Origin of the sequence: Rothia sp. HMSC066G07 (genome assembly GCF_001814485.1) — a bacterium.
Lineage (GTDB): Bacteria > Actinomycetota > Actinomycetes > Actinomycetales > Micrococcaceae > Rothia.
Map to the genome: position 1 here is coordinate 13368 of NZ_KV816924.1, position 20218 is coordinate 33585.

Annotated in this window: 19 protein-coding genes, 2 tRNA genes and 1 other RNA gene; 16 read left to right on the top strand and 6 right to left on the bottom strand. The window is 61.6% G+C overall.

Annotation, left to right across the window (positions count from 1 at the left end; all coding sequences use genetic code 11):
- Positions 1–47 precede the first annotated feature (47 nt).
- On the bottom strand, positions 48–839 hold the full coding sequence (locus HMPREF2971_RS03805; RefSeq protein ID WP_049337715.1) for a YaaA family protein: 792 nt from the start codon (positions 837–839) through the stop codon (positions 48–50).
- Positions 840–1028: 189 nt separating this feature from the next.
- Here HMPREF2971_RS03805 and rnpB point away from each other — a divergent pair.
- Positions 1029–1434: RNase P RNA component class A (gene rnpB, locus HMPREF2971_RS03810), an RNA gene on the top strand.
- Between the two features lie 152 nt (positions 1435–1586).
- Here the strand turns inward: rnpB and def are convergent.
- From def to orn, 3 genes are all read right to left on the bottom strand, one after another.
- Positions 1587–2159 carry a peptide deformylase gene (gene def / locus HMPREF2971_RS03815; protein WP_049362109.1) on the bottom strand — a complete coding sequence of 191 codons (573 nt, stop codon included), beginning with the start codon at positions 2157–2159 and terminating at the stop codon, positions 1587–1589.
- 241 nt (positions 2160–2400) lie between these two features.
- Positions 2401–2473 (bottom strand) — tRNA-His (locus HMPREF2971_RS03820).
- Positions 2474–2579: 106 nt separating this feature from the next.
- On the bottom strand, positions 2580–3242 hold the full coding sequence (orn, locus tag HMPREF2971_RS03825; protein WP_049357078.1) for an oligoribonuclease: 663 nt from the start codon (positions 3240–3242) through the stop codon (positions 2580–2582).
- A gap of 175 nt (positions 3243–3417) precedes the next feature.
- Between orn and mptB the strand changes: the two genes are divergently transcribed.
- Both mptB and HMPREF2971_RS03835 read left to right on the top strand, forming a co-directional pair.
- Complete coding sequence (gene mptB / locus HMPREF2971_RS03830; protein ID WP_070691468.1) at positions 3418–5091, top strand: polyprenol phosphomannose-dependent alpha 1,6 mannosyltransferase MptB; 1674 nt, start codon at positions 3418–3420, stop codon at positions 5089–5091.
- A 103-nt stretch (positions 5092–5194) separates the two neighbouring features.
- Positions 5195–5270 (top strand) — tRNA-Arg (locus HMPREF2971_RS03835).
- A gap of 124 nt (positions 5271–5394) precedes the next feature.
- Here the strand turns inward: HMPREF2971_RS03835 and HMPREF2971_RS03840 are convergent.
- The gene (locus HMPREF2971_RS03840; RefSeq protein WP_049341385.1) at positions 5395–6291 is read right to left on the bottom strand and encodes an HNH endonuclease family protein; all 897 of its coding nucleotides are present in this window, start codon (positions 6289–6291) and stop codon (positions 5395–5397) included.
- A gap of 361 nt (positions 6292–6652) precedes the next feature.
- On the opposite strand from HMPREF2971_RS03840, the gene ssb reads away from it, so the two are divergent.
- From ssb to HMPREF2971_RS03870, 5 genes are all read left to right on the top strand, one after another.
- Entirely contained in the window at positions 6653–7270 is a 618-nt protein-coding gene (gene ssb / locus HMPREF2971_RS03850; RefSeq protein ID WP_049337711.1) for a single-stranded DNA-binding protein, read from the top strand.
- Between the two features lie 217 nt (positions 7271–7487).
- Positions 7488–7835, top strand: a complete 348-nt coding sequence (gene rplS / locus HMPREF2971_RS03855; RefSeq protein WP_049337710.1) for a 50S ribosomal protein L19 — start codon at positions 7488–7490, stop codon at positions 7833–7835.
- Between the two features lie 239 nt (positions 7836–8074).
- On the top strand, positions 8075–9061 hold the full coding sequence (lepB, locus tag HMPREF2971_RS03860) for a signal peptidase I (protein ID WP_049337709.1): 987 nt from the start codon (positions 8075–8077) through the stop codon (positions 9059–9061).
- Positions 9062–9067: 6 nt separating this feature from the next.
- Positions 9068–9898, top strand: a complete 831-nt coding sequence (locus tag HMPREF2971_RS03865; protein WP_049337708.1) for a ribonuclease HII — start codon at positions 9068–9070, stop codon at positions 9896–9898.
- A 92-nt stretch (positions 9899–9990) separates the two neighbouring features.
- Positions 9991–10317 (top strand): DUF2469 domain-containing protein, encoded by a 327-nt coding sequence (locus HMPREF2971_RS03870; protein WP_049337707.1) that lies wholly within the window; start codon positions 9991–9993, stop codon positions 10315–10317.
- A gap of 1 nt (position 10318) precedes the next feature.
- Here HMPREF2971_RS03870 and HMPREF2971_RS09215 read toward each other — a convergent pair whose 3' ends face one another.
- Positions 10319–10528, bottom strand: a complete 210-nt coding sequence (locus HMPREF2971_RS09215; protein ID WP_141755851.1) for a hypothetical protein — start codon at positions 10526–10528, stop codon at positions 10319–10321.
- Between the two features lie 80 nt (positions 10529–10608).
- On the opposite strand from HMPREF2971_RS09215, the gene HMPREF2971_RS03875 reads away from it, so the two are divergent.
- The 8 genes from HMPREF2971_RS03875 (at position 10609) to fabF (ending at position 20145) form a co-directional block, all read left to right on the top strand.
- Positions 10609–11064 carry a YraN family protein gene (locus HMPREF2971_RS03875; protein ID WP_012903656.1) on the top strand — a complete coding sequence of 152 codons (456 nt, stop codon included), beginning with the start codon at positions 10609–10611 and terminating at the stop codon, positions 11062–11064.
- Positions 11064–12602 carry a YifB family Mg chelatase-like AAA ATPase gene (locus HMPREF2971_RS03880; protein ID WP_049337706.1) on the top strand — a complete coding sequence of 513 codons (1539 nt, stop codon included), beginning with the start codon at positions 11064–11066 and terminating at the stop codon, positions 12600–12602. The genes HMPREF2971_RS03875 and HMPREF2971_RS03880 overlap by 1 nt, the downstream gene beginning before the upstream one ends.
- A 222-nt stretch (positions 12603–12824) precedes the next feature.
- Entirely contained in the window at positions 12825–14474 is a 1650-nt protein-coding gene (dprA, locus tag HMPREF2971_RS03885; RefSeq protein WP_246825030.1) for a DNA-processing protein DprA, read from the top strand.
- 250 nt (positions 14475–14724) lie between these two features.
- The gene (locus HMPREF2971_RS03890; protein ID WP_070691470.1) at positions 14725–15828 is read left to right on the top strand and encodes a tyrosine recombinase XerC; all 1104 of its coding nucleotides are present in this window, start codon (positions 14725–14727) and stop codon (positions 15826–15828) included.
- Positions 15829–16167: 339 nt separating this feature from the next.
- Positions 16168–17067: an ACP S-malonyltransferase gene (locus HMPREF2971_RS03895; RefSeq protein WP_070691472.1), complete on the top strand. Its 900-nt coding sequence runs from the start codon at positions 16168–16170 to the stop codon at positions 17065–17067.
- A 117-nt stretch (positions 17068–17184) separates the two neighbouring features.
- Entirely contained in the window at positions 17185–18210 is a 1026-nt protein-coding gene (locus HMPREF2971_RS03900; RefSeq protein ID WP_044150503.1) for a beta-ketoacyl-ACP synthase III, read from the top strand.
- 201 nt (positions 18211–18411) lie between these two features.
- Positions 18412–18654, top strand: coding sequence for an acyl carrier protein (locus HMPREF2971_RS03905; protein WP_005507475.1), 243 nt, complete (start codon positions 18412–18414; stop codon positions 18652–18654).
- A 219-nt stretch (positions 18655–18873) separates the two neighbouring features.
- A complete protein-coding gene (gene fabF / locus HMPREF2971_RS03910) occupies positions 18874–20145 on the top strand; it encodes a beta-ketoacyl-ACP synthase II (RefSeq protein WP_070691474.1) in 1272 nt (423 codons plus the stop codon).
- Positions 20146–20218: the final 73 nt, after the last annotated feature.

The following is a 20218-nucleotide window of genomic DNA, read 5'->3' on the forward strand; positions in this document are numbered from 1 at the left end:
TTTTCAATATGATGCAAAAAATAGGCGAAAACAAATAGTTGGGCGACCTACTGCTCATGTACCAGCAACGTCAAAACGCCTGCCTTACGCGCCGTCGGCAGGGTGCACTCCACCGACCAGTCCGCGCTGATCGCCTCCAAAAATTCGGCAATACCAGCCGTAGAACCATCAATAGGACGAGCCGCCAAACCCGACTGAATCAGGTAGCGCGCAAACAGGCCGCGGTAATGCTTCGCCATATGCGAGACGACCTTACGCGACCCATCAGCCGCCACACGCTCCACGCGAACCGCCAGAGTCTGCGACGGGGGAGTCACCCACGACTTCGCGTACGCTGCAGAGCGGCAATCCAGAATCAGCTGGTCCTTCGCGGTTGCCTCCAGTGCGGTACCCAACGCACCCTTCCAGAAGGATGCAAGCGCACCCACCGAACCCAGCTTCACGCCCATCGACAGGCGGTAGGCGGGAATTGCGTCCTCGGGGCGCAGAATACCCCACAGCGCCGAAGAAATCAGTAGCGACCAGTGCGCGGCATCGCGTTCGGCGGGGGAGAAGCTCGCATAATCCAGCGCCTCAAAGAGCACACCCGTGTAGGTGCGGATCGCGGGCTGTGCAGGTTCGGTCAGCAGGCGCGTATTGCGTTCCACCTCTGCTGCGAGGGAAGCGCCCACCTTGAGCTCCGTGAGAGCATCGGGGCCCGAGCTAACCGTTGCCAGCTCCTCCAGGACGCTCTCACGCTCGGCGGTCAGTTCGGGGAACGAGAGGTCAGCAAAGCATACGGGTGCGTTGCCTGCGGGGGCGGGAGTTTTACCTTCGGACGGGGGAAGAAGAATCAGCATCTCTCCAGTGTACCCGCGAGACGCAGGGCTGCTACGAGGTGCAGGGCTGCTACGAGGCGCAGTGTAGTTGTGCGAGACGACAGCGCGCCCGCGAGGCCGCTAATGCGCCTCCGTGTACCCCTAAGCACCCGCGAGGGAACCCGGAACATAGCCACCTCCAAGGGTGTGCGTATAATGGGTTGGGTGAAACGGGCCGTCTGGGCAATCGCGAGGCACACGTGCTTCGAGGAAAGTCCGGGCTCCACAGCACAGGATGGTGGATAACATCCACTCGGGGTAACCCGCAGGCCAGTGCCACAGAAAGTAAACCGCCGCGGTTCGCCGCGGTAAGGGTGAAAGGGTGGTGTAAGAGACCACCAGCGGGCGCGGTGACGTGCCCGGCTAGGTAAACCCCATTCGGAGCAAGGTCAAACAGAATACGCTATGGTAGGGTAGTGCGCCCGATCCCCGTCAGCTTCCTTCACGGAGGTGGGGTGCGTATTCGGGTAGGCTGCTTGAGACGTGCGGCAACGTACGTTCTAGATAGATGATTGCCTCAAAACGCCCCTTTGGGTGGCGTTTTAGACAGAACCCGGCTCATAGGATGACCCGTTTCACGCTACCGTTGACTGATGGAAAATATCATCGGCCGATGGAAAACGAAGACCGCGAATGCGCCTTGAGAGTGCATTCGCGGTCTTCGTTTATGCTCTGTCTAAGAGTCCTCTACCGAAAAGCTGGAGAGGCTCTGATTGGGTGAGTCAGCGATTAGTGGCCGAACGGATCCGGATCCACGCCGGGCATCCACGAGTTACCGTCGACGGTCCAGCCTTCCTTCTTCACGACCTTCTTCATCTTGCTGGTCCACTTCTTGTTCAGGCGGTTCACGTACAGCTTGCCGTCCAGGTGGTCGGTTTCGTGCTGCATGCAGCGTGCGAACCAGCCGGTCGCCTCAAACTGGACGGGGTTGCCGTGCTCATCAAGACCGTTCACGGTGACCCACTCGGCGCGCTTGAGGGGGAAGCCGTAACCGGGGAAGGACAGGCAGCCCTCTTCCTCCTCGTAGGGGTCCGGGTCAGCGGTAGAAATCTTGCCCAGGGTCAGTACCGGGTTGATGATGCAGCCGCGCGGGGGAACGCCGTCCTCATTCTCCATCTTGTAGGTGAAGATGCGCAGGCCCACGCCAATCTGCGGTGCCGCCAGGCCCACACCGTTGGATGCGTCCATGGTCTCGTACATGTCAGCCACGAGTTCCTTGAGCTCATCATTAAACTCGGTGACGGGTGCCGCGGGGCGGTGCAGAACGGGGTTGCCGTGAATAACGATGGGGCGAATAGCCACGGAATTATCCTTTGCTTGTGTTGAACGGGAACTGTTGAGTGGGAACTTACCGGGTGCGCCTGCCTCGTGAAGATGTACCTCATGAAGATGTACTTCGTGAAGATGCGGTGCGCCCTGCTCCCGCTCGCTAGTTTAAAGTGCGGGTGTAAAAGCTCTGTTTCGGTACACCGTGTGCGGGCAAACCGAATCGAGGGTAAGCGAAAGGGCCGTTACGGATAACCATAACGACCCTTTCCATCGGGGTGATCGACGGGGGTTGAACCCGCGACCTCCTGGACCACAACCAGGCGCTCTGCCAACTGAGCTACGACCACCATGTGCTTCGCTTGGTTTCCCTTGCGATATGCAACGGATACTACTGTACAGGAGATTCAGAAACCTGCCAAATCAAAAAGCCGTGATGCTCGTTACATGCCGTGCTTACGCCTCGGATGCCTCAGCCTCACGCTCAGCCGCCTCGCGTGCGGCACGCTCAGCCTCCACCTCACGCGCAATCTGCGCCGAAGCAATCGCATCCGGGCCCTGCGGCACAAAAATAGCGCGGCGGTAATACTTCAACTCATCAATCGAGTCCTTGATATCGCCCAGCGCGCGGTGGTTACCGGTCTTCGCCGGGGCGCTGTGACGAGCCGCCGGGTACCAGCGCGACGCTAGCTCCTTAATGGTCGACACATCAATCACACGGTAGTGAAGGTGCGCCATGACCTCGGGCATGTAGCGCTCCAAGAAGCGCTTATCCATGCCCACCGAGTTGCCGCCCAGCTGCGCCTTGCCCGCCACCGGAACATACTTCTTGATGTAACGAAGCACCTGCTCCTGCGCGTAATCCATCGACACACCGTGCTCAATATCGGGTAGCAGACCCGACGCCTCATGCATCGACCGCACAAAGTCATTCATATTCTCCAGCGCACCGGCAGGAGACTCATCACCGGGCTTAATGACGAACTCAACGCCAGAACCCAGAATGTTCAAATCGGCATCCGTTACCAGAACGCCCACCTCGACGAGAGCGTCGTTCTCCACGTCCAGGCCGGTCATCTCGCAGTCAATCCATACAATACGTTCACTAGAAATACTCACCCTCCCACTCTACCCCTAAACGCCGCCGACCGGACTCCCACGATGTCATAAAAACACACAGGTAGGGGAGTCGATGCGTGTCCACAAGCGCTTTCGTAACAGTGATTCTCACAAGTGCGTCCAAGGGCTCCGGTATGATAAAAACCAGAACGACGATGCAGACAGAAAGGGAGTTATGCGCGCACCAAAGGAGCTAGCACACCGGCTCACCACCCCCGGCGCACACGACGCACCTCTCTCACCCAAACTCTTGGACTACGTCAATAACCACCGTCTGCGCACGGTGATTATCGGCACCATCGGCTCCATCATGGTCACCCTCGGCTCCTACGCCGTCGGCTGGCTCGCCGACAGCTCCAACTTCTGGCGCTACGACATTATTCGAGCCATCCGATTCGAAGCCGCATGGGTCATCACCGGCATTATCATGCTCGCCCTCGGCGCTATGATTATGTGCCGTGAATGGCTGCGAATCTACCAGAAAATGGGCGACTGGAACGAACCCAACGCCATGCGGTGGATGATTGCCGTCACCGCCAGTTGGTCCCTGCCGCAGATCTTCGCGTTCACCATCTACAGCCGCGACATGTTCTCCTACTACGGTCAGGGCATGGTCATGGCGCACGGCCTCAACCCGTACAAGCATGGCGTTTCCGAAATCTCGAACTTCATGCAGAACGGTGCGGACCCCATGTGGGCGGAATCCCCGCCCCCGTACGGACCGGTCTCCCTCAAATTTGAAGAGTGGATTGTGCGCCTGGCGGGGGAGAATATCGACCTCTCCCTCTTCTACTTCCGCCTGCTCTCCGTGCTCGCGGTCATCGGCATTCTCTTCTACGTGGCAAAACTCGCCCAGGCGCACGGCTTCAACCAGGTCCGCGCTCTCTGGCAGATTGGCCCGAACCCGCTGTTCATCGCATCGTTCATTGCCAGCGGCCACAACGACTCGCTCATGACCATGTTCATGCTCGGTGGCCTCTACTACGCTAAGCGCTACCGCGACACCTGGTGGGGTGGCCCGCTCGGTGTGACCTTCGTAGCCCTCGGCGTTGCCGTCAAGCCGCTCGCCCTCGTGGTGCTGCCCTTCGTGGGTCTGCTCTGGGCGGGTAAGAACGCCTCCTGGCCGCGCAAGTTCATCTTCTGGGCACTCTCCGGCGTGCTACTGCTCGCCGAAATGGCGCTCATGGGCTGGGCGACCGGACTGGAATTCGGCTGGATTAAGGCACTGTCCACCACCGGCGGCCAGTACATCTGGTACACCCCCTTCGGTCTGCTCATCGGCGCCGCCTCCCTATTCGTTCAAGGCGACGCATTCGAGGTCATCCGCAAGCTCATCGAAACCGTCGGCAAGGGCATCGGCATGCTTGGCGCCGTGGCAATGGCATTCGTCGGACGCGACCGCAACATCGTGCGCCACGCCGGCCTCGCGATCCTGTTCATGCTCCTGTGCAGCCCCATGATTCAGCCCTGGTACCTGCTCTGGGCAATCCCGATGCTCGCCGCAACCGGCCTGCGCTCGCACTTCCAGCTCATGTGGTACTTCATCACCACGCTGTTCTTCATGGCGTATGGTGTGAGCGACCAGCTGAACGTCTCGCCCTACCTGCGCGATTTCAACCAGGACATGGGCCGACTCATCGCAACCGTCATCTGCCTGGGCTACATCATCTACCTGGTCGCCCTCGACCCGGCAACCCGCCGCCTGGTGTACGTGAGCCTGCACCCCACGCAGATTCGCCGCACCACCATCCGCCTGTGGTGGCAGCTGTTCCCCGGCGCATCAAGCCGCCGTGCACGCCGCCGCGATGTGAAGAAGGCAGAAAGGGAAGCCGCCAAGGTAGGCTCCTAGCGCGAACTCCTAGTTCGCCAGCCTGGCTTAGCTCAGTGGAACAGCTCCCGCGTGAGAGGCGCGGTGCATGAGAAGCATAAATTCTCATGTACCCTAGAGGAAGGCCTCAGTAGCTCAGAGGATAGAGCAGGAGCCTTCTAATCTCTTGGTCGGGGGTTCGATTCCCTCCTGGGGCGCCACATGCAAAAACCGCCCCGCACCCTAAACTCAGGGTGCGGGGCGGTTTTCTTTATGCTTTTTGCGTTGGTGTGCCGCGAGGTGCCGGGCGGCTATTTCTTGGCTGGGATTACTTCTTGGCCGGGGCTACTTCTTAGCGGGGTTCGTGTCCTTGCAAGAGTTGAGGACGCGCTCCATAACCTTCTTCTCGTCCGCGGTCACCCACAGCTTGTACTTCGCCTTCACGTGCACCTGGCGTGCCACGTAGGTGCAGCGGTAGGCGGTGTTGCTCGGCAACCATTCGGAGGCGTCCGCGTCGGACTTCTGCTGGTTCGCCGGGCCGTCTGCAGCGAGCAGGTTTTCCGGGTCGTTCGCCAGCTGGCGGCGCTGCTCTGCGGTCAGATCCTGCGCGCCGGTCTGCCATGCGTTCGAAAGGGCCACCACGTGGTCAATCTGCACGGCCGAGGAGGTCTTCTTGCCGCGCTTGAACTCGATGGTCTTGCCGGTGTACGGGTCATCCAGCGTGCCGCTAATTACGGTGCATGCGTGGGTCCTGACCTTGAAACGAAGATTGGTCAGGTCGCGGCGCAGAATGTCGTCGCGAGTGTTGCACTTGTTACCGTCAACGTCATCCCAGGCGGGGCCGAACTGTTCACGAGAGTAGCCAGCCTTCGACGCGCGTTCCTTCACCTGCAGGGATGCCAGCTCGCTCTTCGCGGTCGCCAGATCCGGTGCGAGCGCGGTCGCGGGGTCAACTGCCTTGTACGGGTTCTTGACCTCGGCGAGGGTTTCCGTGGGAACGTTGGATTCTTCCTCATCGGTGGCGGAGGTGCTCTTATCGGAGCCGAGCAGGCCGTCCACACCGTTCTTGCTCACATAGACCAGGCCAATAATCAGCACGATCACGGCAAGCACAGCGAGCAGACCGTAAATGAGGCGCTTCTTCTGCGGGTCCATCGAGTCGGGCAGCTTGGGCAGGTTGCGCTGTAGCTGCTGAAGTTCCTGTAAAGAAGGCAGGTTGTTGTTCGCGGGCTTTTTGCTCACGGATTCTCCAAGGCGGGTAGACGGGATGCGGCTGAGTGCACCGCATCATCAAGGATAGAGGGCGCGGGATAGAAATAGTTAACTTGAGGGTAAAAATAGCCGCCCCGACGCTGAGATACCTATCACGATGATACCTATCACGATGTCGAATGGGGCATAGCCGTCATATTTCTGCAGGGAATGCGTTGCCCGCAGGCGATTTTTGAAAAAACGGGGTGAAAAGTTCAAAAACTCTATCCACAGGCGGCACCCAAAACCGTAAAACGCGAGGTTATCCACAGAAGCGGTAACCGCCGGATGCAGGAGCGGGTCAGCCCTGGCAAGGTGAAGGAACCCACCCACTAGTTTCTAAGGAGAAACCATGAGCGACACCATCCTGATCCGCGGATTCACCGCCTCCGACCCGGCACTGAGCACCCTGCCCAACGGGGTGCCCGTCGTGAACTTTCGCCTCGCCAGCACCCCGCGCTGGCAGGACGCCACCGGCACCTGGAAAGAAGGCACCACCAACTGGTACACCGTGAAAGCCTACCGCCGCCTCGCCCAGAACATTGCCACCTCCATTGAGAAGGGGCAGCCGCTGGTCGTGAGTGGCCGCCAGCGCATTAGCCGCTGGAACCGCGAAGACGGCACGCAGGGCACTACCGTAGAGGTGGATGCCCTCGGCATCGGTCACGACCTGAACTACGGTACGAGCACCTTCGCCCGCACCGTGGAGAAGCGCACGGTCAATGAGGGGGCCCTGCAGGGCGCGCCTCAGCAGGGCGCACCTCAGCTGGGTATGCCGGGTGCGCCGTTGCAGGAGGCGCCACAACCGGGCATGTCTCAGTACACGCAGCACTATGCCCCGCCGCACGCACCCCAGCAGAACGCGGAGGCGTCGGGTGTGGCCGCTCCGGGTGCTCCTGCACAGAACGGGGGAGTGCAGAATAGCGCATCCCAGGGCGGGGGAGCGCAGAGTGACGAACCCCCCTTCTAAAAGTGCTCCCCGGATGCTTGCATAAACGCGGGTGCATTGGGATAATGGAGCATTGTGTTGACATCGGGCACGCCCCTGCCGCAGGGGGAAGAGCGACCAACGATGTCAACCTTCGGGCACCAATCCTGTCCGAAGCATGAAGTTTTCTGTCCCGCAGTGGGGCAGAGCAATCTGAGTCTATTTGACCTGCGGCAGATGACTCTGGAGATCTACAACTATGCAGACTCTTGACTTCCTCGACAAGAAGTCCCTCCGTGACGACATCCCCGCATTCGGCCCCGGTGACACCCTGAACGTTCACGTTAAGATCGTTGAAGGTAAGAACCACCGTATCCAGGTCTTCAAGGGCTTCGTCGTTGGCCGCCAGGGTGCAGGCGTTCGCGAGACCTTCACCGTCCGCAAGGTTTCCTTCGGTGTTGGTGTTGAGCGTACCTTCCCGGTTCACTCTCCCTCCATCGAGAAGATCGAGGTTGTGACCCGCGGTGACGTCCGTCGTGCAAAGCTGTACTACATGCGCGACCGCCACGGTAAGGCTGCTCGTATCCGCGAGAAGCGCGAGTTCTAATCTTTATAGATACAGAATTCTGTTGCAAACCGCTCCCCAACCGCATTCCGCGGGAGAGGAGCGGTTTTTGCATATTCTGAGACCCCGCTTTCTGAAACCCCGCTTTCTGAAACCCCGCTTTCTGAGAACCTTGCCGCTCTCAGAAAATAAAAGCCCAAGAGCGTAAACACTCTCGATACAATAGCTAGGTACCGTTTCACCCGAGCTAGGTATCTCTCAAACGAAAGGCTCACTCCAGCATGGCAGACGACAAGAACACTGCGAACACCAGCCCCTTCCCTGAGGGATACCAGCCTCAAAGCCGCCGCGAGCGCCGCGAAATGGAAGAATACTTCGCGCGCCTCGCCGCCGAAAAGGCAGCAGCTGAGAAGGCGGATGCCGAGCAGAGCGCCGTAGCGAAGAATGCCGAGCGCGAAGAAACCACCGAAGAAGAGACTGCCGTAGACGTGGAAACCACCAAGGACTTCTCCGAAATGACCCCCAAGGAACGCCGCAAGGCAAAGCGCGCCGAACAGGCAGAGCTGACCTACTCCCAGGCACAGGAAGAAGGCCGCCTCGGCGAATGGCTCTGGGTGCAGGCACGCGAGGGCGGTACCGTCATCCTCTACGCGCTGGTCATCGCATTCCTGGTCAAGACTTTCCTGCTGCGCGGCTTCTACATTCCTTCCGGCTCCATGGAGCAGACCCTGCAGGTCAACGACCGTGTGTTCATTAACGTGGCGGGCTCTTACTTTAGCGAGCCTAAGCGCGGCGACGTCATCGTCTTCAAGGACTCTCAGGGCTGGATTCCTTCCACCCAGAAGACCAGCAGCCCGCTCAAGGACGCCCTGTCCTTCGCGGGTATTCTGCCGGATACTTCCTCGAACTTCCTGGTCAAGCGCGTTATCGGTACTCCCGGTGACGTGGTCGAAAGCGACGGCAACGGCAAAATCAAGGTCAACGGCGTAGAGATTACTGAACCGTACCTGTACCCCGGCAACCCGCCCTCGGAGATGCCCTTCAAGGTGACCGTGCCCGCCGGCAAGTACTTCGTGATGGGTGACCACCGCAGCAACTCCGCCGACTCCCGCTACCACATTAGCGACGGCACCGCGTTCATCTCCAAGGACGACGTGCAGGGTAACGTGTTCGTGGTGGCGTGGCCGCTGAACCACTTCGGTCTGCTGCAGGATCAGAGCTCGGTGTTCTCCTCGATTCCCGCACCGACCTCCACCCCGAGCGAATAAGCGAGCGTGGCAATGATGGTGAGCGCTCAGAAGAGCGCAACGAAACCCGCTCAAGCTAAGCCCGCGAAAACAACCCCGCCCGCCGCCGACCTCGAGTACGAGCAGCAGCTCTTCGCCTCCGGTGCCCGCACGGTTGCCGGAATCGACGAGGTAGGCCGCGGCTCCATGGCGGGCCCGGTCACCGTGGGCGTCGCAATCCTCACCCCGGACGCCACCCTCGAGGTGGGCGGGCTGATCGACTCCAAGGCGCTCTCACCGGCACGCCGCGAATCCATGGTTCCCGAAATCCGCCAGTGGTGCGCCGTGGCGGTCGGGCACGTGGAACCGGCAGATATTGACCGGCTCGGCATGACCCTCTCGCTGAGGCTTGCCGCCCAGCGTGCGCTCGCAGAGCTGGCGCGCCGCGGATACCGTGCCGACGCCGCCCTGTTGGACGGTAAGCACGACTGGTTCACCCCTCCGCAGGAAGACCTGTTCAGTGCGCTGGCACCGGACCCGGCGCAGGCACACTACAACGCACTGCTCGCCCAGGCTTGGGAAGGCGCAGGCGGTGCAGATGAGCCCGCGCAGATGCCGGTGACCATGGTCATTAAGGGCGACTACAAGTGCGCCTCCATTGCCGCCGCATCGGTGGTAGCGAAGGTAGAACGTGATGAGCTGATGGTCCAGCTGGATACCCGCTATCCGGGGTACGGCTGGGCAAAGAACAAGGGCTACGGATCCGCCGCTCACCGCGAGGCGATTAGCGTGCAGGGCCCCAGCCCGCAGCATCGACTGTCATGGTCGCTTCCGGCGACCGCCGAGCAGATTGAGGCCGCCGCGGCACAGCGCGGCTAGGGCGCGTGGCACTCCTGAAAACCGCGCCTCGGAAGCTGGCGAAAACCTAACGTGCCACCGCTGAATCAGTACTAACCAGGAAAGGAAGAGCAGTGAGCGCAGAAGACCTCGAAAACTACGAGACCGACGCCCAAATGGCGCTCTACCGCGAATACAAAGACGTCATGTCGCTCTTTAGCTACGCGGTAGAAACCGACCGACGCTTCTACCTGGCAAACCAGGTGGACGTCACCCCGCACGTGCAGGACGGCACCCTCTACTTTGAGGTGAGCATGAGCGACGTGTGGGTGTGGGATGTATTCCGCTCCAACCGCTTTGTGAAGAAGGTGCACGCCTACTCGGTACGTGACGTGAACGTGGAGGAGCGCCTGCCCAACCAGGAGTTCACCGTGCCGGAAATGCCGGACTTTAACACCTAGCTCACGCCTGATTCACCGCATTGCCGGGGGAAGCAGGCGGCTGCTGAGCTACCGGGCGGCAGCGCTGGGTGATGAAACCGCGTGATAAACCAGCACGAATATGACGCGGCGAATCGGCACTCGAGCGGTGTTTTTGAAAAATATGCCCCAAAATTTCAAATAAATGGCTGTGGATAACCTCTAATTCCTTCTGGGAACCGAGGTTATCCACAGTTTTTCGTTAACCGCGTTCGGGCACGCGCGCGGCGGGCACAGTAGAAGCACTACCGCTATCTACCGGGGGAGAGACCCATGACAACAGCCCGAATAACAGCCCGCGCCGCAACCCGAAGCGCACCCAACAGACCCCTGCTCCGCAGAACCTCGCCTCGCGCCCACAGCGTCGGTAGGTGGGGCGAGGAGCTGACCGCCCGCATCCTGGAGACGAACGGCTACCGGATTCTGGAGAGGAATTGGCGACCGCCCGCTGGACTGGAACACGAACAGATTCGCGGGGAGCTCGACCTGATCGCCATTGACCCCGAGGACGAACTGGTTTTCGTTGAGGTCAAGACCCGCAGCAGCGAAGACTTTGGGCACCCGTTCGCGTCCATTGACCGTGATAAGGCGCGCCGCACGCGCTCGCTGGCGATTCTCTGGTGCAGGCTGCGCGAGAACCTGGATTTTCCGCGCTTTCGCATCGACGCAATTGCGGTGACCGGAACTTGCGAAACCTTTACCTTCGAGCATCTGAAAGCGGTGGCGTAATGGGATTCGCACGCACCTATTCCGTGGCGCTCGTGGGCTTGCGCGGGCACATTGTTGACGTTGAGGCTGACATCTCACAGGGCCTGCCCGGCTTCGTGCTGCTGGGTCTGCCTGACACCGCCCTCAACGAGTCGAAAGAGCGTGTGCGCTCCGCAGCGAAAAACACCGGCATCACCCTCACTCAGCACCGGCTTACGGTGAACCTGACCCCGGCGACCCTGCCCAAGCGCGGCTCGGCGTTCGATCTAGCCATTGTGGTTGCGGCGCTGCAGGCGGAGAAGAAACTGCACCCCAGCGGCGATAGCGTCTTCCTGGGTGAGCTGGGCCTGGACGGAACGCTACGCCCCGTGCCGGGCATCCTGCCGGCAGTTAAAGCCGCCGTGGACGCCGGACACCACCGCGTGATTGTGCCCGCCGAAAACGCTGAGGAGGCGGCGCTCATTCCCGGCGCGCAGGTGAGCGGTTTCCGCTGCCTGGCTGAGGTTTTTGCCGCGCTCGGCGCGGAGAGTCAGAAGCTGACCTACCCGCCCGCCCCGCAGACGGAGGCGAGCGCACCGGTAGCGAAACCGACTGAAATTCCCTCCGATATGAGCGATGTTGCCGGTCAGTCACAGGGCCGTTTCGCCCTGGAAATTGCAGCTGCCGGCGGCCACCATATGCTGCTGACAGGCCCGCCCGGCTCGGGTAAAACCATGCTGGCGGAGCGCCTGCCGAGCATCCTGCCGACCCTCGATAATGATGCCGCGATGGAAGTGACCGCTATTCGTTCCCTCTGCTCGGCGGGGGAGCACCTGAGCGAGCTGGTGCGTCAGCCGCCCTTTGAGGCGCCGCATCATAGCGCCTCCGCGCCGGCGATTCTTGGTGGCGGTAGCGGCATTCCCCGCCCGGGCTGTGTGTCTAAAGCGCACCGCGGCGTGCTCTTTCTCGACGAGGCGCCGGAGTTCAAACGCACGGTGCTCGATTCGCTCCGTCAGCCCCTGGAGTCGGGGACCGTGACCTTGGATCGTTCGAGCGCGTCGGCGACCTATCCGGCGCGGTTTCAGCTGATCCTGGCGGCGAACCCGTGCCCCTGCGGCATGAACGTGGGCACCGGTACGGAGTGCACGTGCGCCCCGCGTGAGCGTCGCGCCTATTTTGGGCGGCTGTCCGGCCCGCTGGTGGACCGCATTGACGTGAATGTGACGGTTCCGAAGGTGTCGTCCACGGAGCTTGCGGGCGGTCAGGTGAACGAGAGTTCGGCGCAGATTCGTGAGCGCGTCATGGCGGCGCGACAGGCTCAGCGGGAGCGTCTGGAGCCGTACGGGTTGAAGACGAATGCGGAGATGAACGGCAAGATTTTGCGCGGTCCGTTGCGTCTGGATGCGAAGCTCACCGGCGAACTGAACGCCGCCGTGGACCGCGGAACGCTGACGGCTCGCGGCTACGACCGGGTGCTGCGTATCGCCTGGACTCTCGCCGATTTGGAGGGGGCCGCCTACCCGAGCCGGGAGCACCTGGATGTGGCGCTTTTTCTGCGGCAGCAGGGGCAATTGAAATAATGCGCCAGCTGAAATAGGGCCAGCTGACATAGCGTGCCGGTTTATAGAAGGAATCACTCACGAGAGGAGAAGAACGTCATGAGTGAGAAGAAGCTCAGAAAACGAGCTGAAGAGGCCGAATTGAAAGAAAATGGGCTGAGAGAAACAGCGCCGGACGAGTGTGTGCCAGAAGAGAAAGTAACGGGGGAGAGCGCGCCTGAAGAGAGCGCGGCGGAGGATTTTGTGCAGGAGGAACTGCAGATTCGCCTGCCCGGTCGCACCCTGGATGCGCACGCCCTGGCGCGTGAGAGAGTGGCGCATATCCTGTCGCTGGGGCAGGAGCCTTCGCCGAGCCCGTATAACGCGGCGCGGTTGCCGGGGTTCCTCGCATCCTGCCTGAACCCGGTGTACCTGGAAGAGATGCACCTGAATGAGATGAATCAGCAGGAACAGCAGAGGGAGCGGCTACAGGGTGAGGCGCTACAGGGTGAGCGCCCCGAACCTGTGATGGGCACCGCCTCCAGCGGTTCTGATTCCGCGCCCCTGTTCAATCCCGCCCTCAGCGCGGAGCAGCTTGAGGCGGCGTGCCGCGAGTACATCCGCTGCTGCACCGCCCAGCTGATGCGCTACGCCGAGCCCGCCGATGAGCTCGTGGTCGAATCCCTCACCACCCTGGGAGCGCCGCTGACCCTGCACTACCTGCTGACCGGGCACATCCCCGATGAGCACACCTGGGAGCACGGCGAACCGGATACGCAGCTCAGCGATTTTCTGCACTCGGTGGGTGCACCCGCGGAAGGGGAGTCCGCCCTGTTCTGTAGCGCGAATGGCTACTACACGCCGGGCGAACATCAGATGAGCCGCGATAAGTTCGGCAAGGCGCTCGCGACTCGCCGCCTGCGCTGGAACCGCCGCATGGAACGCACCCTGAACGCGGAGGCGCACATGGCGGCAACCTGCGGGGCGTGGCTGGTCACTCCCGCCGATCCGCTGTGGCCGCCGCAGCTGAACGATTTGGGGCCTGCTCGACCGTACGGGCTGTGGTGCCGAGGCGATTCGCGGCACCTGCTGGATGTGGCCTCTGCCCCGAGCGTGGCGCTGGTCGGTTCGCGTGACCCGAGCATCTACGGTACGGAGGCGACGACCCACCTTGCCGCTGAGCTGGCGCGCCGCGGGTACACGGTGATTTCTGGCGGTGCGATGGGCATTGATATTGCGGCGCATAGGGCGGCACTGACCCAGCAGGGTAGCGACCTGCCGACCATCGCTTTCATGGCGGGTGGGCTGGATCGGCTGTACCCGGCGCAGAACTCGGATGCACTGAATATGATTGTTGACCGCGGGCTCATCATGAGCGAGGTGAGCGTGGGTAACACCCCCACGCGTTGGCGTTTTCTGGAGCGTAACCGCCTGATTGCGGCGTTGGCGCGGCACACCATTGTGGTGGAGGCGCGCTGGCGTTCCGGTGCCCTGAATACGGCTCGTCACGCGATGGAGATTGGGCGTACCCTCTGGGCGGTTCCGGGGCAGATTAACTCGCCGAACTCGGTGGGAACGAACCGTCTGTTGCGCGATGGACTAGCGCAAACACTCACCGAGGCCGCCGACATCCTCGAGTACGATGCCGCCGCGGGGTTCGAGCTGGGCACCGAGCACGAGAGCGAATGGGATCAGGCTGCCTCCTCCAGTGCACTGGACGAGCTGACCGAACGACAGGGTAGAGTCTGGGACGATTTGAGCCCGCGCTCCTACCGCGGCGTGGATGAGATTGCCGCAGCCCTCGGGTTGAGCGCTCGCGACGTGATGGCTGACCTGTTCCACCTGGGTCGCTGCGGTCTGGCGGAGAGTAGCGGAACGAGCTGGCGGAAGGTCCGCCCGGCTGTCGCTGCGTAGAAGAGCCCCCGCTGAGTACCCCGCTAAAACCCTGTCTGAACGCCCGTAGTGAACATCCAGGCAGTAGCGGGTTGCGGCGGTCGGGCATGACGGGACGGCCGGTCATAACAAGGCAGCACGTGGAGAGCGTGGAACCTCTCTACAATTGGGGTAGGCTTGCGCATACTTGCGCGGAGCCTACCCCGCCGCTGCGCTATCAGCAGACGCGCGGAGAAAATGTCGACAGACCGAAACCCGAAAGGAGGGACGCATGACCCCCGCCCGCCAGCACGAAAACCGGGCTGAGAACCGGAACGAAAGCCGGGAAGATTACCGGGACGAGGCTCCCTCCACGACCCTGCCGGTGACCTACACCCGCACGCTTGCGCCGGAGCAAGTAGAGAGCTCTGCTCTACCTGATTCTGCACTGCCTGAATCGGCGCTAGGGGTTTCCGGCGAGGTGTTCCGCCCCGTCCTGGACCGTTTTGAGCGTTTTCTGCGCTACGAGAAGCACCGTTCCGAAGAGACAATCCGCTCGTATATCTCCGATTTGGAGGGCTTCTTCGGCTATATGGCGCGCCGCGGTGTGCGGCATCTGGACAGCATTGATGCGTCCCTGATTCGTGAGTGGTTGGGTTCGCTACATCTGCGGCAGGCGGCTCGTTCTACGGTGGCGCGCCGCGGTTCGACCCTGCGCACGTTCTTCACCTGGGCTCAGGAAGAGGAGCTGGTACACGCCAACCCGACCCGCGGTATGCGCACCCCCAAGCGGGAGAATCACCTGCCGCCGGTGCTGAGCCGTGAGCAGATGAACCAGCTGCTGACTACCCTGCAGGAGCGTCGGGCGCAGGATCCTCGGGATGCGCGCCTGCTGCGCCTGGAAGCTGTGGTTGAGGTGCTGTACGCCTCGGGCATGCGTATTTCTGAGCTGACCGGCCTGGATTTGCAGAGCGTGGACCGGGCGAATAAGACGGTGCGCGTGCTGGGTAAGGGCAATAAGGAGCGCGTGGTGCCGCTGGGTACCCCGGCGCTTAAGGCGTTGAATCGTTGGGTTTCGTATGGTCGTCCGCAGTGGATTCCGGAGGGGGCCCAGGGCGTGACGGCGCTGTTTATTGGTCCTCGGGGCGGGCGTGCGAATGCCCGTCAGATTCGTGAGGACCTGACCCGCCTGTTGCGCACGGTGGAGAATACTCAGGCGTCGGGTGCGCACGTTTTGCGTCATTCGGCGGCGACTCACCTGGTGGATGGTGGTGCCGATATTCGTTCGGTGCAGGAGCTGCTGGGACATTCGTCGTTGGCGACCACGCAGATTTACACGCACGTGTCGATGAAGCGTCTGGCGGAGACGTACGCGCGGGCGCATCCGCGAGCATAGGGCGTTCGCGCCTCTAAAGGGGAGCGCACCGATATGGGGGAGTGTGCTGGGCTGTGTTGGACTGTGCTTTGAATAGTGCTCTAAATAGTGCGCTGAGCGCCGCCGTCTAATGTCTCTCTATTTGAACCTTGAGTGGCTGAACTGTACGAATGGGGGAAATCGTTCTAAGCTATACACTGTTCAACCTCTGTCTAGGCTCCCAGCGCAGCCCAAAGTTTCTGCACAGTGATGTTTATACAGGGCGGCTGAGCAAGGTAGCATAGGTATCAGACTAACCGTGGTCTCCGTCTCTATAATGGCACCGCGTACGAGTACTAAAAACCAGAAAGGTCGCACCGCATGCGCGCACTCGTTTGCCCCGGACAGGGCTCCCAGAAGAAGGGCTTCCTGAGCCCCTGGCTCGAGATTGAAGGTGTGCGTGAGCACCTGGAACGACTCTCCGAAGCGGCAGGCATCGACCTGATTCACTACGGCACCGAAGCCGAAGAAGAAACCATCAAAGACACCGCAATCGCCCAGCCCCTCATCGTGGCTGCAGGCATCGTCACCGGTCGCCTCGCCCTGCGCGAACTCGACGGTGAAGAGCTCATCTTCGCGGGCCACTCCGTCGGTGAAATCACCGCAGCAGCACTCGCCGGTGTGCTCAGCGACGAAGACGCAATGCGTTTCGTGCGCGTGCGCGCCAACAGCATGGCGGAGGCGGCAGCCGCCTCCCCGACCGGCATGGCTGCAGTACTCGGCGGCGTTGAAGAAAACGTCCGCGAAGCCATCGACGCAGCAGGCCTCGTCGCGGCAAACTCCAACGGCGGCGGCCAGATCGTAGCCGCAGGCCCCATTCCCGCCATCGAGGCATTCGCCGCGAACCCGCCCGCACGCGCTCGCGTCATCCCCCTGAAGGTCGCTGGCGCATTCCACACCGAGGCAATGGCACCCGCCGTGCCCGCCCTGGAAGAGTTCGCCGCATCCCTGCAGGTCTCCGACCCGACCTCCGCACTGCTGACCAACCGCGACGGTTCCGCCGTGGCATCCGGTGAAGAGTTCGTCAAGACCCTCGTCTCCCAGGTCACCAGCCCCGTCCGCTGGGACCTGTGCATGGCAACCCTGCTTGAGCGTGAAGTTGCCGGCATTATCGAGGTCGCCCCCGCAGGCACCCTGGTCGGCCTGGCAAAGCGCGCGATGCGCGGCGTGCCCGGCACCTCCATCAACACTCCCGAGGACCTCGCCTCGCTGAAGGGCTAAACGCCGGGGGGAGAGCACCCAGCCCTCCCCGCGCTAGGAACCCTTCACACTAGACATGCACTTTAGACATGCGAGGCACACAGTGTCTTGCGAGCATCAGCACTAAGGATTGAATACGTGACTACCCTCAAGCAGTACGAAATCAACCGCTACTCCCGCATCCTCGGTTACGGCGCAGCCCGCGGTGAGGTCATCGTCCCCAACGATGACATCGTTGAGGCAATCAACTCCTCCGACGAGTGGATCAAGCAGCGCACCGGCATCGCAACCCGCCACCGCGCCAGCGAAAACCAGTCTGTCGCCGACCTTGCCATCGGTGCCGCCAAGGACGCCCTGGCAGCATCCGGTGTAGCCGGTGAGGACATTGAGGCGGTCATCATCTCGACCATCTCGCACCCCTACGCAACCCCCTCCCTGGCAACCCTGGTCGCCGACGCAATCGGCTCCAAATGCCCCGCATACGACATCTCCGCAGCGTGTGCAGGTTTCTGCTACGGCATCGCCCAGGCAGACGCCCTCGTCCGCGCAGGCACCGCAAAGCACGTGCTGGTCATCGGCGTTGAGAAGCTCTCTGACTTCATCGACAACACCGAACGCACCATCTCCTTCCTGCTCGGCGACGGCGCAGGCGCAGCAGTTGTAGGCGTCTCCGACGAGCCGGGTATCGCACCGACTGTGTGGGGTTCGGACGGCTCCCGTTGGGGTACTGTGGGTATGACTCACTCCCTGTTGGATATCCGCAACCGCGACTTCGTAGCAAACCCCGTGCAGGAAGGCGAAAAGATTTGGCCCACCCTGCGCCAGGACGGCCCCTCCGTCTTCCGCTGGGCAGTATGGGAAATGGCAAAGGTCGCCAAGCAGGCACTCGAAACTGCCGGCATCACCCCCGACGAGCTCGGCGCACTCATCCCGCACCAGGCAAACGCCCGCATCATTGACCAGATGGTCAAGACCCTCAAACTTCCCGACACGGTGGCAGTGGCACGCGACATCGTTGATGCCGGTAACACCTCCGCCGCATCGGTTCCCCTCGCCGCACACCGCCTGCTCAAGGAGAACCCGGAACTCTCCGGCAAGTTCGCCCTGCAGATTGGTTTCGGTGCCGGCCTGGCATTCGCAGCTCAGGTAGTCGTCCTTCCCTAAGGAAAACCCTGGAGCCCGATGCTCACCGCCCCTCACGACCGGCACAGTGCCGGTACACGAGAAAGAAAATAAAGCGGGAAAGCATCCCCTAAACTCCGAGTTGCCGCATGCGTACACCACGCAGACACGATAAACTCGGTAATGCACGCGTACCCCCACCCGGCGGGTGCGATGACCATCGAACAACAAAGGAGCCCCTGAATGGCTAACAAGGAAGAGATCCTCGCAGGTCTGGCAGAAATCGTTAACGAAGAGACCGGCGTTGAGGTTGAGGACGTTCAGCTGGACAAGTCCTTCACCGAGGACCTGGACATCGACTCCATCTCGATGATGACCATCGTCGTGAACGCTGAGGAGAAGTTCGAGGTGACCATCCCGGACGAAGAGGTCAAGAACCTCAAGACCGTTGGCGACGCAGTCGAGTTCATCGCGAACGCTGCCTAAGCTATAACCAATAACGAGGCGGCGCGGGCTCTCACCGGCCCGCGCCGCGTCGCTATTCACTCAGCTTTCAATCCAACACACCCCCGGGAACACGCAGAGTGCGATGACTGCACTCTCCACGGCGTGAAAACGCCCACTGTAAACCCCGGGCCCTACAGGTTTTTATCCACACACCACCGGATAAACCACCAAATCGACCACCGAAGAGAAAGTGCCACAATGTCTCGAAAAGTGCTGGTGACCGGCCTCGGCGCGACCACCCCCATTGGCGGCGACGTCCCCACCACCTGGGAAAAAGCAACCAAGGGCGTATCTGGTGTATCCACCCTCGACTACCCCTGGGTCAAGGAATACGACCTGCCCGTATACATTGCAGGCCAGCTCGCCGTGCCCGCCCTCGAATCCGGCCGCCTCACCAAGGTAGAAGCAAAGCGCCTGGATCCCTCGGGCCAGCTCGCCCTCATCGCTGCACGCGAAGCATGGGAAGACGCAGGATTCTCCGCCCCCGATGCCGAATCCGCAGAAGAAGTCGACCCCGAACGCACCGGCGTAGCTTTCGGTACCGGTATCGGTGGCGTATGGACTCTCCTCGACGCATGGGACACCCTCCGCGAAAAGGGCCCCCGCCGTGTCCTCCCCATGACTGTCCCGATGCTCATGCCCAACGGCAACGCAGCAGCCGTCTCCATGAACCTCAAGGCACGCGCCGCAGCGCAGACCGTCGTCTCCGCATGTGCATCCTCCACCGAAGCCATGCAGCTCGGTGCTGAAATGATCCGCAGCGGCAAGGCAGACGTCGTCATCGTCGGCGGCGCCGAAGCAGCAATCCACCCGCTTCCCATGGTAGCATTCGCCAAGATGCAGGCACTCTCCTCCCGCAACGACGAACCCGAAAAGGCATCCCGCCCCTACGACGTCGACCGCGACGGCTTCGTCATGGGTGAAGGCGCAGCAGCACTCATCCTCGAATCCGAAGAGCACGCCAAGGCACGCGGCGCACGCGTCTACGCGGAACTGGCAGGCACCGGCGTATCCGCCGACTCCTACCACATCACCGCACCGGACCCCGCAGCACTCGGCGCAACCCGCGCACTGCGCGAAGCCCTCGAAGACGGCAACATCGACCCGAAGACCGTCGTGCACATCAACGCGCACGCCACCAGCACCCCCGCCGGTGACCTGCCCGAAGCAACCGCAATGCACGAAACCTTCGGCGAGCACACCAAGAACATTGCTGTCTCCGCAACCAAGTCCATGACCGGCCACCTGCTCGGCGGCGCGGGCGCACTCGAAGCCGTACTCACCGTACTGGCACTGCACCACCGCACCGCACCCTGCACCATCAACCTGGACAACAAGGACCCCCAGATTGACCTGGATGTGGTGACCGAGGCACGCGAGCTGCCCGCCGGTGAGATCGTGGCACTGTCGAACTCCTTCGGTTTCGGCGGTCACAACGCGGTTGTAGCATTCCGCTCCGTAGAGGACTAAAACTCTTCGACAGCCTCATAGAAAGGGCACATCGGAAATGCTAGCGGGGGAGTGCCCCCTCTTCAGCGCCTGG

What these genes read in the sequence shown, in the direction of transcription:
- HMPREF2971_RS03805 (WP_049337715.1), bottom strand. Translation starts at nt 839, where the DNA reads ATGCTGATTCTTCTTCCCCCGTCCGAAGGTAAAACTCCCGCCCCCGCA.
- mptB (WP_070691468.1), top strand. Translation starts at nt 3,418, where the DNA reads ATGCGCGCACCAAAGGAGCTAGCACACCGGCTCACCACCCCCGGCGCA.
- ssb (WP_049337711.1), top strand. Translation starts at nt 6,653, where the DNA reads ATGAGCGACACCATCCTGATCCGCGGATTCACCGCCTCCGACCCGGCA.
- rplS (WP_049337710.1), top strand. Translation starts at nt 7,488, where the DNA reads ATGCAGACTCTTGACTTCCTCGACAAGAAGTCCCTCCGTGACGACATC.
- lepB (WP_049337709.1), top strand. Translation starts at nt 8,075, where the DNA reads ATGGCAGACGACAAGAACACTGCGAACACCAGCCCCTTCCCTGAGGGA.
- HMPREF2971_RS03875 (WP_012903656.1), top strand. Translation starts at nt 10,609, where the DNA reads ATGACAACAGCCCGAATAACAGCCCGCGCCGCAACCCGAAGCGCACCC.
- HMPREF2971_RS03880 (WP_049337706.1), top strand. Translation starts at nt 11,064, where the DNA reads ATGGGATTCGCACGCACCTATTCCGTGGCGCTCGTGGGCTTGCGCGGG.
- HMPREF2971_RS03890 (WP_070691470.1), top strand. Translation starts at nt 14,725, where the DNA reads ATGACCCCCGCCCGCCAGCACGAAAACCGGGCTGAGAACCGGAACGAA.
- HMPREF2971_RS03895 (WP_070691472.1), top strand. Translation starts at nt 16,168, where the DNA reads ATGCGCGCACTCGTTTGCCCCGGACAGGGCTCCCAGAAGAAGGGCTTC.
- HMPREF2971_RS03905 (WP_005507475.1), top strand. Translation starts at nt 18,412, where the DNA reads ATGGCTAACAAGGAAGAGATCCTCGCAGGTCTGGCAGAAATCGTTAAC.
- fabF (WP_070691474.1), top strand. Translation starts at nt 18,874, where the DNA reads ATGTCTCGAAAAGTGCTGGTGACCGGCCTCGGCGCGACCACCCCCATT.